Annotated in this window: 15 protein-coding genes; 8 read left to right on the top strand and 7 right to left on the bottom strand. The window is 38.1% G+C overall.

The features are described 5' to 3' along the window. A partial coding sequence (locus tag ACO1O5_RS05515; protein ID WP_486268837.1) for a hypothetical protein occupies positions 1–238 on the bottom strand: 238 nt, incomplete at its 3' end. A 304-nt stretch (positions 239–542) separates the two neighbouring features. On the opposite strand from ACO1O5_RS05515, the gene ACO1O5_RS05510 reads away from it, so the two are divergent. The 7 genes from ACO1O5_RS05510 to ACO1O5_RS05480 all read left to right on the top strand — a co-directional run bounded on the left by ACO1O5_RS05510 (position 543) and on the right by ACO1O5_RS05480 (position 10,277). Further along, on the top strand, positions 543–1,991 hold the full coding sequence (locus ACO1O5_RS05510) for a sensor histidine kinase (protein WP_486268836.1): 1,449 nt from the start codon (positions 543–545) through the stop codon (positions 1,989–1,991). 886 nt (positions 1,992–2,877) lie between these two features. Beyond that, positions 2,878–2,955 (top strand): K(+)-transporting ATPase subunit F, encoded by a 78-nt coding sequence (gene kdpF / locus ACO1O5_RS05505; protein WP_486268839.1) that lies wholly within the window; start codon positions 2,878–2,880, stop codon positions 2,953–2,955. Between the two features lie 3 nt (positions 2,956–2,958). Beyond that, complete coding sequence (gene kdpA / locus ACO1O5_RS05500) at positions 2,959–4,659, top strand: potassium-transporting ATPase subunit KdpA (RefSeq protein WP_486268835.1); 1,701 nt, start codon at positions 2,959–2,961, stop codon at positions 4,657–4,659. A gap of 155 nt (positions 4,660–4,814) precedes the next feature. After that, positions 4,815–6,863 carry a potassium-transporting ATPase subunit KdpB gene (kdpB, locus tag ACO1O5_RS05495; protein ID WP_486268834.1) on the top strand — a complete coding sequence of 683 codons (2,049 nt, stop codon included), beginning with the start codon at positions 4,815–4,817 and terminating at the stop codon, positions 6,861–6,863. A gap of 32 nt (positions 6,864–6,895) precedes the next feature. Continuing rightward, on the top strand, positions 6,896–7,459 hold the full coding sequence (locus ACO1O5_RS05490; RefSeq protein WP_486268833.1) for a K(+)-transporting ATPase subunit C: 564 nt from the start codon (positions 6,896–6,898) through the stop codon (positions 7,457–7,459). A 2-nt stretch (positions 7,460–7,461) separates the two neighbouring features. Then, positions 7,462–8,589 carry a sensor protein KdpD gene (locus ACO1O5_RS05485; RefSeq protein ID WP_486268832.1) on the top strand — a complete coding sequence of 376 codons (1,128 nt, stop codon included), beginning with the start codon at positions 7,462–7,464 and terminating at the stop codon, positions 8,587–8,589. Beyond that, positions 8,589–10,277, top strand: a complete 1,689-nt coding sequence (locus ACO1O5_RS05480; protein ID WP_486268831.1) for a HAMP domain-containing sensor histidine kinase — start codon at positions 8,589–8,591, stop codon at positions 10,275–10,277. The genes ACO1O5_RS05485 and ACO1O5_RS05480 overlap by 1 nt, the downstream gene beginning before the upstream one ends. Before the next feature lie 56 nt (positions 10,278–10,333). On the opposite strand, the gene ACO1O5_RS05475 is transcribed toward ACO1O5_RS05480, so the two are convergent. Beyond that, positions 10,334–10,810 carry a PAS domain S-box protein gene (locus ACO1O5_RS05475; protein ID WP_486268830.1) on the bottom strand — a complete coding sequence of 159 codons (477 nt, stop codon included), beginning with the start codon at positions 10,808–10,810 and terminating at the stop codon, positions 10,334–10,336. A gap of 208 nt (positions 10,811–11,018) precedes the next feature. Here ACO1O5_RS05475 and ACO1O5_RS05470 point away from each other — a divergent pair, with 208 nt between their 5' ends. Then, positions 11,019–11,816, top strand: coding sequence for a M90 family metallopeptidase (locus tag ACO1O5_RS05470; protein WP_486268829.1), 798 nt, complete (start codon positions 11,019–11,021; stop codon positions 11,814–11,816). Positions 11,817–11,938: 122 nt separating this feature from the next. On the opposite strand, the gene arsB is transcribed toward ACO1O5_RS05470, so the two are convergent. From arsB to ACO1O5_RS05445, 5 genes are all read right to left on the bottom strand, one after another. Next, positions 11,939–13,021: an ACR3 family arsenite efflux transporter gene (gene arsB, locus ACO1O5_RS05465; protein WP_486268828.1), complete on the bottom strand. Its 1,083-nt coding sequence runs from the start codon at positions 13,019–13,021 to the stop codon at positions 11,939–11,941. An 89-nt stretch (positions 13,022–13,110) separates the two neighbouring features. Continuing rightward, positions 13,111–13,575 (bottom strand): arsenate reductase ArsC, encoded by a 465-nt coding sequence (locus ACO1O5_RS05460; protein ID WP_486268827.1) that lies wholly within the window; start codon positions 13,573–13,575, stop codon positions 13,111–13,113. Between the two features lie 20 nt (positions 13,576–13,595). Next, the gene (locus ACO1O5_RS05455) at positions 13,596–14,444 is read right to left on the bottom strand and encodes an arsenite methyltransferase (RefSeq protein ID WP_486268826.1); all 849 of its coding nucleotides are present in this window, start codon (positions 14,442–14,444) and stop codon (positions 13,596–13,598) included. Between the two features lie 60 nt (positions 14,445–14,504). Next, positions 14,505–14,837 carry an ArsR/SmtB family transcription factor gene (locus ACO1O5_RS05450; protein WP_486268825.1) on the bottom strand — a complete coding sequence of 111 codons (333 nt, stop codon included), beginning with the start codon at positions 14,835–14,837 and terminating at the stop codon, positions 14,505–14,507. 74 nt (positions 14,838–14,911) lie between these two features. Further along, entirely contained in the window at positions 14,912–15,325 is a 414-nt protein-coding gene (locus tag ACO1O5_RS05445) for an EamA family transporter (RefSeq protein WP_486268824.1), read from the bottom strand. Positions 15,326–15,576: the final 251 nt, after the last annotated feature.

The following is a 15,576-nucleotide window of genomic DNA, read 5'->3' as shown; positions in this document are numbered from 1 at the left end:
TAAGCGAGCCAACCAAACCTGCGAGAAAAGAACCTGCCAGTATAATGAGGGAAAAGACAATTATCGTCATGCATTGGAGTTGAAAATGAATTGTACGGGATTCAATAGTTTGAAATACAAAAGTAGCAACAAACAAATAATTCGTTTTTGCGGCGTTAAATAAAACCAAAACAAAGCATAAAACTTGTATCGGTAAAGGTTGGTACGGCACCGTTAGTATTGATATAGTAAAAATCATTTTAGTTATATCAGGAGAATGTTTAGATTTATAATCGCCTGTTGACAAAAACTGCCTTGTCCGTTCCGGTGTCTGTATTTAAAAACCACTGTAGTATGATGATAGGAATGCGACCATTAATAATGCCTTGCTGAAAATCTTTCAACCATTCTTTACAATAAGACTGACGGGTGAAGAAACAAGGCTAGGGTTAGTTCTAATATTATTAACGCACATGGCGGACTCCCGATTGATATCGGAATAAAAGTTGAACAAAAGAAAGTGAAGAACTTGTCTTCGTAATTCAAATACAATACGGATGAAAATGAAATCGTTTAAAACATTATTACTTCTGCTACCGCTTTTGTATGCCTCTACAACACAAGCACAGAATAATTCAATTGACTCCCTCCAAAAAATTTTAAAGAACATTCCCGGGCTCGAAAATGGAATCCCCGGTTTGAATACAGACATACCCGGCCTGGGTAACTCCATAAAAAATTATACACAGCAACAACTCAAAGCAGTGTTTGAAAATTTGAACAAAGAACTATCGGCCGCAAAAGCAATGGGCGATATAAAAAAATTGCAGGGAAGTTATTACGAACTGACGAAAATCGACAGTACCACCGGTAACTATAAGCAGGCATACGAGCATTATAAATTGTATACGTTATACCGCGATAGCCTCATGAAGGAAGCAGCAGAGAAAAAAGCATTGCAGGCCAAAATGCAATATGAGTTTGACAAAAAGCAGGCGATAGCTAAGGCAGAGCAGGATAAAAAGGATGCAGAACAAAAGAGAATAAAAAACATCCAATATTTTACAATAGCGGCGCTGGCATTTCTTTTGCTCGCAATTTTACTATTTGCCTATATACAATGGCGAAATAATAAAGAGAAGAAAAAGGCCAATGCTTTATTACAGCAACAGAAAGAAAAAGTTGAGCTTACACTAACCGAACTTAAAACTACCCAATCACAACTCATCCAGGCAGAAAAAATGGCTTCGCTCGGTGAACTCACAGCCGGTATTGCACATGAAATTCAAAACCCTTTAAACTTCGTCAATAATTTTTCGGAAGTGAATAAAGAATTGCTTATAGAAATGAAAGGTGAAATACAACGCGGAAACATTGTTGAGGTGACAGCCATCGCCGATGATGTTATAGACAACGAGGAAAAAATAATTCACCACGGAAAAAGAGCCGATGCCATTGTTAAGGGAATGTTGCAACACTCACGGTCAAGCGCAGGTGTAAAAGAACCGATCAACCTCAATGATCTGGCGGACGAATATTTGCGCCTGGCATACCAGGTATTAAAGGGAAAGAATGCATCTTTTAATGCTACAATAAAAACTGACTTTGACAAAACAATTAGCAATATCAATATTGTTTCCCAGGATATAGGACGAGTACTGCTTAATCTTTATAATAATGCATTTTACGCGGTGAATGAAAAAAAGAAAAATACCCTAAAGGCGAATGAAAAATACGAACCGACTGTTACAGTTAGCACGAGGTCTATAAAGTCAGCTTCAGGGCATTCAGGGGTTGTACTAACGGTGACGGATAACGGCAACGGCATCCCTCAAAAAATAGTTGATAAAATATTTCAGCCATTCTTTACAACAAAGCCAACAGGTGAGGGAACAGGATTGGGTTTGAGTTTAAGCTACGATATTATTAAAGCACATGGTGGGGATATTAAAGTGGAGACAAAGGAGGGAGAAGGAACCGAATTTATTATTACGCTCCCTTTTGCCTTGTGATGTCGCAAGAGTCGCAGCGTCGGATAAATATTATAACGACGGACTTTAGTCCGTTGAAAATACGGAAACCAATGAACCAGAAGGTAAAGCGTTTTTTATATTACTGCCCACTGTTTAATGGATCTCTTCATTACAATCATTATTATAAGCAGGACATCAATACATCGCGTAGAAATTCCTTTTCGCACTTCGTAGATCTACTATTTGAACAGTAAATTCAGAAGTTCAATAATAGAGTAGTGCTCACCTTGTTTAACGACACCTGGCGGCCTATCTTTGTTCCAGAAGTTGATTGATGTTCAACAAACATTAATCAAAAATCCAAATCCACCGAAAGACCTAATATCCAACAATCCAATAGAAAAGTCCGAAAATCCGATATCAGTCAACTTCTATTTTTTTTTATCCAATACCTGGGAACAACTAATAAGATCCAAAGAAAACAACCTCCAATAATCCTGGTGTAATTACCAACCCCGAACAATAAAATATTTAAGCCTGCAGCAATGCAGGCTTTTTTAATTTCCGGCACCTGCTACCTGCGCTCTAAAAAAATTATTCTTCCATTTTGAAATAAGCCGTTCCGAAATGAAAGGGATTTTATTTTTTTGTAAAATCACCGTTCCGGTCAATTTCCTTCTAAACTCAATACGGTAGCCATTTCCCAAGTTTTGTCATCACTATTATCTATTGTGGTATGGCATTAGTTCTAACGAAGCAGCATTAATGAGAACTAAGTTGGCATTAGTTATTAAAAATGCTGATCAGGGTCATCTTCATAAAAAATAAAACTATTTAATTATGACAATTATCTTAATTCTTGCCGGCCTCATTTGCTTTGCAATATTTTTTAAATCTATTGATTTCTTTAATAAAATCTAAGAACATGATAGCCCTGTTTATTATTTCAATACTGGTATTTTGTTACCTGTGTTACGTACTCATTAAACCCGAAAAATTTTAGTTTATGGACACAGAAATTATTGGCATAATAGCCATGTATGTTATTATGGTGTTTTTGGCCATTCCGCTTGGGCGCTATATCGGCAAAGTTTATAACGGTGATAGAACCAGGCTGGATTTTATCTTCAATCCAATTGATAAATTATTCTTTAAAGCCGGAGGTATAAAGCCTGAAAAACAAATGACCTGGCAACAAAGTATGGCAGCGTTGCTGGTTATTAATTTAGTATGGTTCCTGCTCTCCATGTTTGTGTTGATGAACATGAGCTGGCTCCCTTTAAATCCGGACGGGAATCCATCTATGACTGCTGATCTTGCATATAACACAACGGTAAGTTTTGTTTCAAACACTAACCTGCAGCATTATTCTGGCGAAAGTGGAGTTTCCTACCTGGGTCAATTGTTATTGATGTTTTTTCAGTTTGTGAGCGCAAGTACAGGCATGGCCGCATGTGCAGTTGTGTTTAAAGCGATGAAAGAAAAAAGTACGCAGAACCTGGGCAACTTCTACAACTATTTTATTAAATCATGTACCAGAATTTTGCTGCCGCTTTCAATAATAGTTGCAATTATATTAACATTCAATGGCACGCCTATGAACTTCCAGGGTAAGGATCAATTTATAAGCATGCAGGGAGATACCGTTAATGTATCAAGAGGACCGGCAGCAGCGATGATAGCTATTAAACAATTAGGCACTAACGGTGGCGGATACTTCGGTGTAAACAGTGCACATCCCTTTGAGAATCCCAACTACTTTACCAACATGGTAGAATGCGTGTGCATCATATTAATTCCAATCGCATTAACCTTTGCGCTGGGCTACATGCTTAAAAGAAAAAAATTTGCATGGATTGTATTTGGTGTAATGACTTTAGGTTTTCTATTACTAGTAATTCCTTCTATCTATAATGAAATGCATGGCAATACTGACATCAGTAAAATGGGCATAACGCAAAGCCATGGAAGCATGGAAGGTAAAGAAGTGCGCTTTGGCCCTGCCGCATCTGCATATTGGGGGATTAGTACAACTGTAACATCTAACGGCAGCGTAAACGCAATGCATGATAGCTTTACGCCAATGACTGGAATGTGTGCCATGCTAGGTATGATGATAAATTCATTTTACGGAGGCGTCGGGGTAGGTTTTTTAAACTTCTACATTTTCATCATCATCGCAGTATTCATTAGCGGCTTAATGGTTGGCAGAACCCCGGAATTTATGGGCAAAAAAATTGAAGCCAGGGAAATGAAGATAGCCTCAATTATTGCTTTACTTCACCCGTTTTTAATCCTGGTAGGAACAGCAATCGCATCGCACCTGTATGCTCACGATCCGACTGCTTATGCAGCCTGGCTCAATAATCCCGGTAATCATGGCTTTAGCGAAATGCTGTATGAGTTTACTTCCGCATCAGCCAATAACGGCAGTGGTTTTGAAGGCCTCGGCGATAATACACCTTTCTGGAATATAGCCTGCGGAACCGTGATGTTGCTGGCAAGATTTTTACCCATTATCGGCCCGGTTGCTATTGCCGGTATTCTTGCAAAAAAGAAGTATGTGCCCGAAAGCGCTGGAACACTCAAAACAGATACCTCCACATTCGGCATTATGGTGTTCGCCGTAATATTTATCGTCGCTGCATTGAGTTTCTTCCCGGCATTGGCCCTGGGGCCCATTGCAGAGTTCTTTGGAATGAGATAAATTTTATGAATTGTCTACCACTCGAACAATACTTCACTGATAACTAATAAATGAACAATATGAACCACCCTTACATAAAGCCAGGAAGTAACACAAAGGAAATCTTTGTGAACTTAGAACACTTTGTGTGTTACTGGTTCCATAAACTTTAAACCATGTCATTACATAGAAGAAAACAAAAATTATTCGAACGTTCTTTGGTGAATGAAGCGCTTAAACAAGCATTCGTCAAACTTAATCCGCGAATCATGTTTCGGAACCCGGTAATGTTCACTGTTGAAATTTGCACAGTAGTAATGTTGGCTGTTTGCATATGGATCTTTACTGGTGAAAAAGCACAAGGCGGCCTCGCATATAATATAATTGTATTCGCCGTATTATTCTTAACATTATTGTTTGCGAACTTTGCTGAAGCCATTGCAGAGGCAAGGGGAAAAGCACAGGCGGACAGCCTTAGAAGAACAAGAGAAGATACTCCTGCAAAAAAGGTATTTCCTGTCGGTGAAATACATACCAATGAAATTAAAATTGTTCCCTCTTCTCAATTAAGTAAGGGCGATATTTTTCTCTGTGAAACTGGTGATATTATACCAATGGATGGAGAAATAATCCAGGGTATTGCTACGATAGATGAGAGTGCCATCACCGGCGAATCTGCCCCGGTAATACGTGAAGCCGGAGGCGATAAATCTTCTGTAACCGGTGGCACGAAGGTTCTCAGCGATCATATAAAAGTTCGTGTAACCACTGAACCAGGTGAAAGCTTTTTAGATAAAATGATTGCATTGGTAGAAGGTGCATCAAGACAAAAAACGCCGAACGAAATTGCATTAACCATTTTACTGGCCGGATTTACACTCATTTTTATAATTGTGTGTGTAACACTTGAGCCTTTCGGTAAATATGCTAACACACCAATTACTATTGCAGCGTTCATTTCATTATTTGTTTGTTTAATACCCACCACAATTGGTGGTTTATTAAGCGCCATCGGTATTGCCGGTATGGACAGGGCTTTAAGAGCAAACGTAATTACTAAGAGTGGCAAAGCTGTGGAAACTGCAGGTGACCTTGATACTTTGTTATTAGATAAAACAGGAACTATAACAATTGGCAACCGGAAGGCAACCAATTTTTATCCGTCTAACGGTATAGGCTTAGACGCTTTTGTTGAAGCATGTGTACTATCTTCTTTAGCAGATGAAACACCTGAAGGAAAATCTATAATTGAACTGTCACAACTTGACAAAAATTCTTTCAACACTCACGGTGCAAAATTTATTGAGTTTACTGCCGAAACAAGAAGCAGTGGCATTGACTTACCGAATGGTTTAAAAATCCGCAAGGGAGCCTTTGATTCTATAAGAAATATAATAACAAAAGCCGGAAACGATTTTCCGGTTGAGACTGCCGACAGAGTAAAAGTTATTTCTTCGAATGGCGGAACACCGTTAGTAGTAAGTGAAAATGGCAAAGCATTAGGTGTTATAGAATTACAGGACATCATTAAACCAGGCATTAATGAGCGTTTTGAAAGACTGAGAAAAATGGGAATTAAAACCGTTATGGTAACCGGCGATAATCCGTTAACAGCAAAATTCATTGCGGAGAAAGCAGGCGTAGACGATTTTATTGCTGAAGCAAAACCGGAAGATAAAATGATTTACATAAAGAAAGAACAGCAATTGGGCAAACTGGTTGCCATGATGGGCGATGGCACCAATGATGCGCCTGCATTGGCACAGGCAGATGTAGGTGTTGCAATGAACAGCGGCACAGCAGCAGCAAAAGAAGCAGGTAACATGGTTGATCTCGACAATGACCCTACGAAATTGATTGAAGTAGTGGAGATAGGTAAACAGTTATTAATGACAAGAGGAACTCTTACGACTTTCTCCATAGCCAATGACGTAGCAAAGTATTTTGCGATTGTTCCCGCGTTGTTCATTATTTCTATACCTGCGCTGCAAGGTTTAAATATTATGCATTTGCACAGCCCGGAGAGCGCTATTTTATCTGCAATAATTTTTAATGCTATCATCATTCCTTTATTAATTCCGCTGGCATTAAAAGGAGTAACCTATAAGCCAATTGGCGCAAGCGCTCTGCTGAGAAGAAATTTATTGATCTACGGCCTGGGTGGTGTGATAGTTCCTTTTATCGGTATAAAATTATTGGACCTGATTGTTAGCATTTGGTTTTAAAAAAACTAATAACTACATAAAATTTTTAAAATATGAAAAAGCATTTTTTCCCGGCCCTAAGACTCACCCTGGTTTGCATCATAGTGTTTATGGGATTATACACTTTACTTATTTGGGTTATTGCACAGGCAGCACCTAATGGCGGTAAAGGCGAAACAGTAACAGTAAATAACAAAGTAGTAGGTTATAAATTAGAAGGTCAGCGTTTTACCGATGATAAATATTTTGACAGCCGTCCCTCTGCCTGTGGCTACAATGCAGCAGGCAGCGGAGCCAGTAATAATGGGCCATCTAACCCCGTTTATTTGAAAGATGTTCAAAACCGGATTGATACTTTTATGGTACATAATCCCTCCATAAAAAAAGAAGATATTTCATCGGAATTAGTGACGGCTTCCGGCAGTGGTTTAGATCCCGATCTCTCGCCAGAAGGCGCATCTGTTCAAATACCAAGAATTGCAAAAGTTAGAAATTTGCCTGAAGAAAGAATACGGGAATTGGTGAATCAACAAATTCAAAAACCATTACTCGGTATATTCGGGCCGGAGAAAGTAAATGTCTTGCAGCTAAATATAAAATTAGATGAATTGAAATAAGTATGTCTGCATTTGAAAATGATACGGAACAATTTTTAAATCTAAATCCAAAGGTAGCAAGAGGAAAGTTTAAGATTTATATCGGCATGAGCGCCGGTGTAGGCAAGACGTACCGCATGTTGCAGGAAGCCCACAACCTTTTGCAGAACGGTGTTAATATAAAAGTGGGTTTTGTAGAAACTCACGGAAGGAAAGAAACGCAGGCATTGATTGACGGACTTCCCGTTATACCACGAAGAGATGTTTTTTATAAAGGAAAGCGGTTGGAAGAATTGGATGTGCAGGCCGTATTATTGCTTCATCCTGAAGTTGTAATTATAGATGAGTTGGCACACTCCAACATTCCGGGCAGTAAGAATGAAAAGAGGTGGCAGGATGTTTTGGATATATTAGATGCAGGCATAGACGTAATTTCTGCAGTCAACATTCAACATATAGAAAGCATTAATGAAGATGTAAAACAAATTACCGGGGTAGAAGTAAAAGAAAGAGTTCCTGATAAGATGCTGCAGATTGCCGATGAAGTGGTAAACATAGATCTAACCGCTGATGAACTGATAACGAGGTTGAAGGCAGGTAAAATTTACGATCATGGAAAAGTGCAGCAGGCGTTGCAAAATTTTTTTCAGCCTGACCAGATATTGCAACTTCGTGAACTTGCGCTAAAAGAAGTAGCCGGGCAGGTAGAAAGAAAAGTTGATTACCAGGTAACCGGCAAAAAAAATCCTTTCAGGCATGAGCGCTTCTTAGCGTGTGTTTCATCCAACCACGAAATAGCACAACGGATTATTCGTAAAACCGCAAGGCTGGCTTCGTATTACAATAGCCAATGGTATGTTCTGTACGTGCAAACGCCAAAAGAATCAGTTGACAAAATTCCTTTGGCTGCACAACGCCATTTAATCAATAACTTTAAAAACGCGACAGAGTTAGGTGCAGAAGTTATTCAGAAAAAAGAGGACAATATTGCTGCTGCAATTATGGATATGGTTGTCGAGAAACAGATCACAACAATTTGCATTGGTAAGCCGCATTTAAATCTCTTTCAAATAATACTAAGGACAAGCGTATTCAACCAACTGTTAAAAACGCTTTCAAAAAACAACATCGACATAGTAATATTTTCCTAATGGCGTTGAACGTTAAAAATAAAATAAGGCTGGGAACATTATTCCTGTTCTTGCTGCTGATTCTGACAGGCGGCATAAGCATTTATTTTATGTCGCAATTAAAAGCGGAGGCAATGAACATATTGAGGGATAACTATAAAAGCATATCTTATGGCCACACAATGCAGCAGCAATTGAATTCGATGGAGACATCGTATGATCAATCAATCCGGCGATTTGACAGTGCATTGAACCTACAGGAAAATAATATTACCGAAAAAGGTGAAAAGGAAATAACTGATTCTATAAGGATACACTTTAGTAAACTGAGATCCGGGGACACGGCAAAGGAGATAATAAAGACATTGCAAAATGAAATTCAAAAGATACTTGCTTTAAATATGGGTGCCATAAGTCTAAAAAACGAAAAGGCCCAGTCAACCGCAAATAAGGCACTTACTATCATTCTGTTTTTAAGCAGCCTGGTGTTCATTATATCATTTACATTCCTGCTCAATTTCCCTTCAGTAGTTACTACTCCTATTAAGCAACTAACGGCAGCCATAAACGAAATAGGTGATAAAAATTATCAGCATCGAATTCATATTGAGAATAAAGATGAATTTGGCAAATTAGCAGATGCCTTTAATGAGATGGCGGAAAAACTACAGTATTTTGAAAGCAGCAATCTCAATAAAATGATGTTTGAAAAAAACCGGGCAGAAGCTGTGATTAATAGCCTGAAAGATGCAAGCATTGGAATTGATAAAAATGATACGATTCTTTTTGCCAATCAGCAGGCACTTCAGCTACTGGGATTAAAGACAGAAGATGTGGTAGGCAAATCTGTTAAAGAAATAAGCGTCAGAAATGATTTGTTTCGCTTCCTTATTGAAAATGAAAATCCAATCCCTTTTAAGATTGTGGTGGACAACCGGGAAAACTTTTTCACAAAAGAAATACTTGATGTAACGCAAGGTGAAGCAAAAAATAAAGTAATTGTATTAAAAAATATAACGTCCTTTAAAGAACTGGATGTTGCCAAAACTAATTTTATTGCTACCATATCGCACGAACTAAAAACACCGTTGGCCTCATCCGATTTTAGCTTAAAGTTGCTGGAAGATGAAAGGGTAAGTAATCTTTCGACTGAACAAAAGGAATTAATAGGCAACCTTAAACGCGATAACCAACGCATGCTTAAAATATTGAGCGAGCTCTTGAATTTATCGCAGGTTGAAACGGGGAGAATACAACTAAATATAAAGAAGGTTGCGCCTGAGCAAATTGCCGAGAATGCTTTACAGGCCGTTGCAATCAATGCAAAACAAAAAGAGGTTTCTATAAGAAAGATGTTTGATAAAGATCTGCCGCAGATCAACGCAGATGCAGATAAAACTACATGGGTCATAAATAATTTTCTTACCAACGCAATCAAATATTCATATAATGGTGGTGTTGTGGAAGCGGGTGTCGCCAAAGAAAACGGAAACATTATTTTTTCAGTAAAAGATTACGGCCCTGGCATTGCCAAAGAATACCAGCCAAAATTATTTGAGAGATATTTCCAGGTACCGGGATCAAAAGAAAAAGGCACAGGATTGGGGCTTGCGATTTCCAAGGAATTTGTTGAAGCGCAAGGCGGAAAAATCTGGGTGGAAAGTGAAATTGCAAAAGGCTCCTCTTTTTATTTTAGTCTGCCCATATAATTCGGTAAATTATTTTGTATTTGGAATAGCAGCCTTAGTTTACAAACCCAATTTTATTATTCAAACAATATATGCGAATAGAATTTACTGATATCGACTATGGTGTTGATCGTTCTTCTTTCGCCTTCGTCGTCTATAAAAACAAGTGAAGTAATTTCGCATGAAAACCGGTCACCATCTCGTCTTACGCCTGTTATTTTAGCTTTTGCTTTTCCATTAAAATTCATTTGATCCGCGTATTCGGCATATTTTCTCTCGGTGGTATCAAAAAGCTCTTTTGTTGTAAGCTCTGTCATTTTTCCAGATGTATATCCAAAAATCCTGGAGAAAGTTTCATTCACTTCCAGTATTCTTCCCTGGCTGTTAGTGATGCTGCTTGCATATAAAGTATTTTCGAGTAAGGTTCGAAATAATTCTGAAGTTGATGGAAATTTTACCAGTTCAGGATGCCCACGAAATTCCTGTAAATATTTTTGATTGGCCTCTACATTGGGTAATCGATTCTTTTGATCCGTATGTGTTGTAGTTTTCATTAATCCTGTTAAAAAAAATTATAGGCAATCCTTTGCATATGTATTTTATAGTAAGAACAAGACTAATTTAAAAAATAAAATTTGCAGATGCAAATAATCCGAATCCATTATCTGTTTAAAACCGGAAATCAATCATCTTAAATTATTTTAAGAAAACCGTATACTTTCTTAAATGATATTTGCACAATATTTCAATCAATTTTTTTGTATGAACATCGGAGCGTGGATCGTTTTATTAGTCATTACTATTTCTGCATTAGTTGTTCTGTTTTATAAACGGGCAGGAAAAAAAATTGCATTACCCGCAGGATATAAAAATTTACTGTTGCATCATGTTGGTTTTTATCGCTCCTTAAATGATAAAGACAAAATAAAATTTGAAGAAGAACTACAGGAGTTCCTTAGTTACGTTCGCATCAATGGAGTTGAAACAACCGTTGAAGCTATTGACCGGTTGTTAGTTGCTGCAAGTGCAGTTATTCCCACCTTTGGATTTAACGGCTGGAAGTATAATAATTTACGGGAAGTCCTTTTGTACCCGGCATCATTTGATAAGGAAAAATTCTTATTACAAAGCAATGAAAGAAATACTTTGGGCATGGTTGGCAACGGCCCGATGCAAAGGGTTATGATATTGTCGAAGCCAGCTCTCCATGAAGGTTTTGCCAATGAAATGGGAAAAGATAATACGGGCATACACGAATTTGTTCATTTGCTTGATAAGGATGACGGTGATGTGGACGGTCTGCCTGAAACCTTACTCAACGGGAAATATACAACCGCCTGGATTCAATTAGTAAATGAAAATATTGATGCCATTAAACAAGGCAATTCTGATATCAATACTTATGGCGCAATGAACAAAGCAGAATTTTTTGCAGTAGCCGCTGAATATTTTTTTAAGCGCCCTGATCTATTTAAAGAAAGACATGAAGCCTTATTTAACATGATGGTACAAATTTTTAATCAAAGCCCATCTGTTGCTTTATTTGCTGAAAACAGTTGATTCAAGTTTATAGATATGCTGTTATATTAAGTTACCCCTATCGGTTTCACAAATACATATTAAGATAATAGGACCCGGGCTTGAACATTAAAACGCTGGAAATAATTCTTAGAAATAATTTTTTACGCCTTTTGCAATTGTTGTTTTGAGTAGTATTTTCTTTTAATCCAAAATGCCACATTTACCAGTGAAATTAATGCCGGCACTTCTACCAAAGGGCCTATAACACCGGCAAATGCCTGGCCACTGTTAATGCCAAATACCCCGATAGATACCGCTATCGCCAATTCAAAATTATTACCTGCCGCCGTAAATGCTACGGCTGCGTTGGTTGAATAATCTGCTCCCATTCTTTTGCCAATAAAGAAGCTTACCAAAAACATGATGGCGAAGTAGATTACTAACGGTACAGCTATTCGAACTACATCTAAAGGTATTTGTACAATCAATTGACCCTTTAGGCTAAACATCACAATTATGGTAAACAATAAGGCTACCAAAGTAACTGGCGAGATAAAAGGAACGAATTTATTTTGATACCATTCATCACCTTTCGCTTTTCTTAAAGCAATCCTGGTAATAACACCTGCGGCAAAAGGAATCCCCAAATAAATAGCAACACTTTTTGCAATTTGGCCTATCGTGATATCAACTACTGAACCCCGAATTCCGAATAAGGGTGGCAGCATGGTAACAAACACGTATGCGTAGACGCTATACAGCAATACCTGGAAAATACTGTTGAGTGCAACTAACCCTGCAGCATATTCCCTGCTGCCTTCTGCCAGCTCATTCCAGACAATAACCATAGCGATACACCTAGCTAAGCCAATCAAAATTAATCCCACCATATATTCGGGATAACCACGCAAAAAAACGATAGCGAGAAAGAACATGAGTACCGGGCCAATCACCCAATTAAGCAATAATGAAACACCCAATACTTTGGTGTTTTTAAATACGTCTTTTAGTTTATCGTATTTCACTTTCGCAAATGGCGGATACATCATCAATATTAAACCTACCGCCAAAGGAATATTTGTAGTACCGGAAGAAAATGAATTAATGAAACCGGAAGAAGTTGGGAAAAAGTAGCCAATAGCAACACCAGCACCCATTGCCAAAAATATCCAAAGAGTTAAATACCTGTCTAAAAAACTTAATTTCCTTCTTTCGTGCGCCGGGGCGCAATCATTAGCTGACATTATAAATTAAATAAATTCGGTGACACTTTGATTGTTGCTATTGTCTAAAATATTGTTGGACGAATCAATTACATTTTATTGACTTATGGTTAGTTGGATTCGTAAATTTTATTCTCCATCCAGTAGTCCGGGTTGCTTGCGACTTCGATAAATTGTACAACTGCCTGCCTGATCTCGTCCCTTACCACTCGAACCTTTGTGAGTATTTCTTCATCAGAACCTCCAAATCTAGAAGGATCCGGAAAAGACCACGCAATTCTCTTTACCTTGCCGGGGAAGACAGGACATCTTTCAGCAGCTTCTTTTTCACAAACAGTAATTACAGCATTATATAATCTTCCCTTTCGAAACAAATCCAAAGCTTCTTTGGTTTCATTTTTACTAATATCTATTCCAACTTCTTTCATAGCCAGGACAATGTAAGGATTCAATTTACCTTTTTCAATACCAGCGCTTTCTGCTCTAAATTTTCCGCCGCCTAAATGATTTAGAAAGGCTTCCGCCATCTGGCTCCTGGCTGAATTATGAATACAAACAAACAAAACATTATACATGAGGTCGATTTTTTATATTTTTAATTACAGCAATCAGGGCCGCAACAAGTCGCCTTCTCTGCCAATGGCTTTTCTGCATAAACTGTTATACTGCGAATACCCGTTCCCGATACTTTAAATGTTTCAATTTGTTCAGGAGACAAATAATTACTTAATATATCATCTGGTACAATAATTGGCTTGTCCTTTTGAACAACAATATTTTTGAAACCATTGCTTGTTATCAACTCGAGGTACACCTTTTTTTGAATAGCCCCTGCCACACAACCTGCATACATTTCCGCAGCTTCTTTTATTTGCGCAGGTAATTCGCCTTCCAGTACAATATCGGATATACTGAAATGTCCGCCGGGTTTTAAAACGCGAAAGATCTCTTTTATAACAGCGTCCTTGTTTGGCACCAGGTTAAGTACACAATTACTTACAACCACATCTGCAACATTTGAAGTGAGTGGCATCTTTTCAATATCGCCCTGCCGAAACTCAACATTATTAAATCCTCTCACATCATTATTTCTTCTTGCTTTCTCAATCATAGCCGGGGTGAAGTCTATCCCAATTACTTTTCCGGTTTCACCCGTTTCATGCCTTGCTATGAATGCATCATTACCGGCGCCGCTGCCCAGGTCAATTACAACATCCCCTTTTTTAATTTTAGCAAATTGAGTTGGCAGCCCGCAACCTAACCCTAAATCAGCATCAGGGTTGTATCCATCAAGTTGGTTGTAGTCTTCTGACATAATGTTATATACTTCCGTGCTACAGCAACCAGAACCACAACAAGATGACTCATTGGTTTCTTTATCCTGCAAAGCAATTTCTGAGTATTTCTGTTTTACCAGTTCTTTTAAGGCTATTTCTGTTTCCATTTTATCTATTTTTTATTTGAATAATAATCGTTATATACCGATAGGTTTGATCAAAAAAAATCAGCAACAACTGGCTGCCTTACCTTTATAAGAGTCAAAAAGCTGGTTGATGCTCTCTTGCGCTAACTTCCACTCCTTCTCGTCAATGCAATAACAAACGGAGGCGCCATCTATGTCTCCTTTAATCAACCCGGCATCTTTTAATTCTTTTAAATGTTGCGACACGGTACTTTGCGAGAGAGGCAATTCGTCAACGATATCTCCACAAATACACGCTTGTTTTTTTGCAAGAAATTTTAAAATAGAAATCCTCGCAGGATGGCCCAGTGCTTTTGCATACCTCGCCAGTTTGTTTTCTTTTGAAGTAAAAATATGTGACTTGGTGATACCCATAAAACTAATCGCAATATTACGATTAGTTTACTGATTAAACAAATAAATCAAAATATTATTTTGTAAAAAAAAGATCATAATATAAGAACGATGGTACCCGCAATAATTAGCAACGCACCTACTGCAATCCTGGGTGTAAGGGTTTCTCCCAAAAAGACAACCGACAAAATAATGGCCAGGGCGACGCTTAGTTTATCAACAGGAGCCACCTGCGAAACCTTGCCTAACTGCAAAGCTTTAAAATAGAAAATCCACGAAAGGCCGGTTGCGATACCAGACAAACAAAGGAAGATAATATTCTGTTTGGTGAGTGTATGAATAGTAGCCGCCCCGCCGCGAAAAAAAGCTATAGCCCACGCGATAAATAAGATCACAATAGTTCGAATGCCGGTAGCAAGATCAGTATCTACACCCTTAATGCCAACCTTGGCAAAGATGGCTGTAAGCGCCGCAAATAAAGCAGAAAGCAAAGCATATATCCACCACATAATTAAGTTTTTTAAGGTAATTCCATCCAAGGTACACTACAAAATATTTAAACGACATATTTAGATGGCCGAAAATTTGCACGTCGGGTAAATAAGTCAAACAATTTCAATAGACGCGTTAGCCTGGCGCGCGGGGAAATTTTAGATTACATACATTGATTACATTAACTGGTACATATTTTATTTAGATTGTTGTTCGATATTTGCAAGAGGAAATGACCTATTTAAAATTGTATGAGGCATTGGCAAGG

Source organism: Ginsengibacter sp. (assembly GCF_057362405.1).
Note: the sequence above shows the minus strand (reverse complement) of the source record. Positions and strands in the feature narration are given on the sequence as shown.

Coding starts and splice junctions, on each gene's coding strand:
- kdpB (WP_486268834.1), top strand. CDS start 4,815: ATGTCATTACATAGAAGAAAACAAAAATTATTCGAACGTTCTTTGGTG.
- ACO1O5_RS05450 (WP_486268825.1), bottom strand. CDS start 14,837: ATGGGTATCACCAAGTCACATATTTTTACTTCAAAAGAAAACAAACTG.
- ACO1O5_RS05445 (WP_486268824.1), bottom strand. CDS start 15,325: ATGTGGTGGATATATGCTTTGCTTTCTGCTTTATTTGCGGCGCTTACA.
- kdpA (WP_486268835.1), top strand. CDS start 2,959: ATGGACACAGAAATTATTGGCATAATAGCCATGTATGTTATTATGGTG.
- ACO1O5_RS05455 (WP_486268826.1), bottom strand. CDS start 14,444: ATGGAAACAGAAATAGCCTTAAAAGAACTGGTAAAACAGAAATACTCA.
- ACO1O5_RS05485 (WP_486268832.1), top strand. CDS start 7,462: ATGTCTGCATTTGAAAATGATACGGAACAATTTTTAAATCTAAATCCA.
- arsB (WP_486268828.1), bottom strand. CDS start 13,021: ATGTCAGCTAATGATTGCGCCCCGGCGCACGAAAGAAGGAAATTAAGT.
- ACO1O5_RS05510 (WP_486268836.1), top strand. CDS start 543: ATGAAATCGTTTAAAACATTATTACTTCTGCTACCGCTTTTGTATGCC.
- ACO1O5_RS05480 (WP_486268831.1), top strand. CDS start 8,589: ATGGCGTTGAACGTTAAAAATAAAATAAGGCTGGGAACATTATTCCTG.
- ACO1O5_RS05460 (WP_486268827.1), bottom strand. CDS start 13,575: ATGTATAATGTTTTGTTTGTTTGTATTCATAATTCAGCCAGGAGCCAG.
- ACO1O5_RS05490 (WP_486268833.1), top strand. CDS start 6,896: ATGAAAAAGCATTTTTTCCCGGCCCTAAGACTCACCCTGGTTTGCATC.
- ACO1O5_RS05475 (WP_486268830.1), bottom strand. CDS start 10,810: ATGAAAACTACAACACATACGGATCAAAAGAATCGATTACCCAATGTA.
- ACO1O5_RS05470 (WP_486268829.1), top strand. CDS start 11,019: ATGAACATCGGAGCGTGGATCGTTTTATTAGTCATTACTATTTCTGCA.
- kdpF (WP_486268839.1), top strand. CDS start 2,878: ATGATAGCCCTGTTTATTATTTCAATACTGGTATTTTGTTACCTGTGT.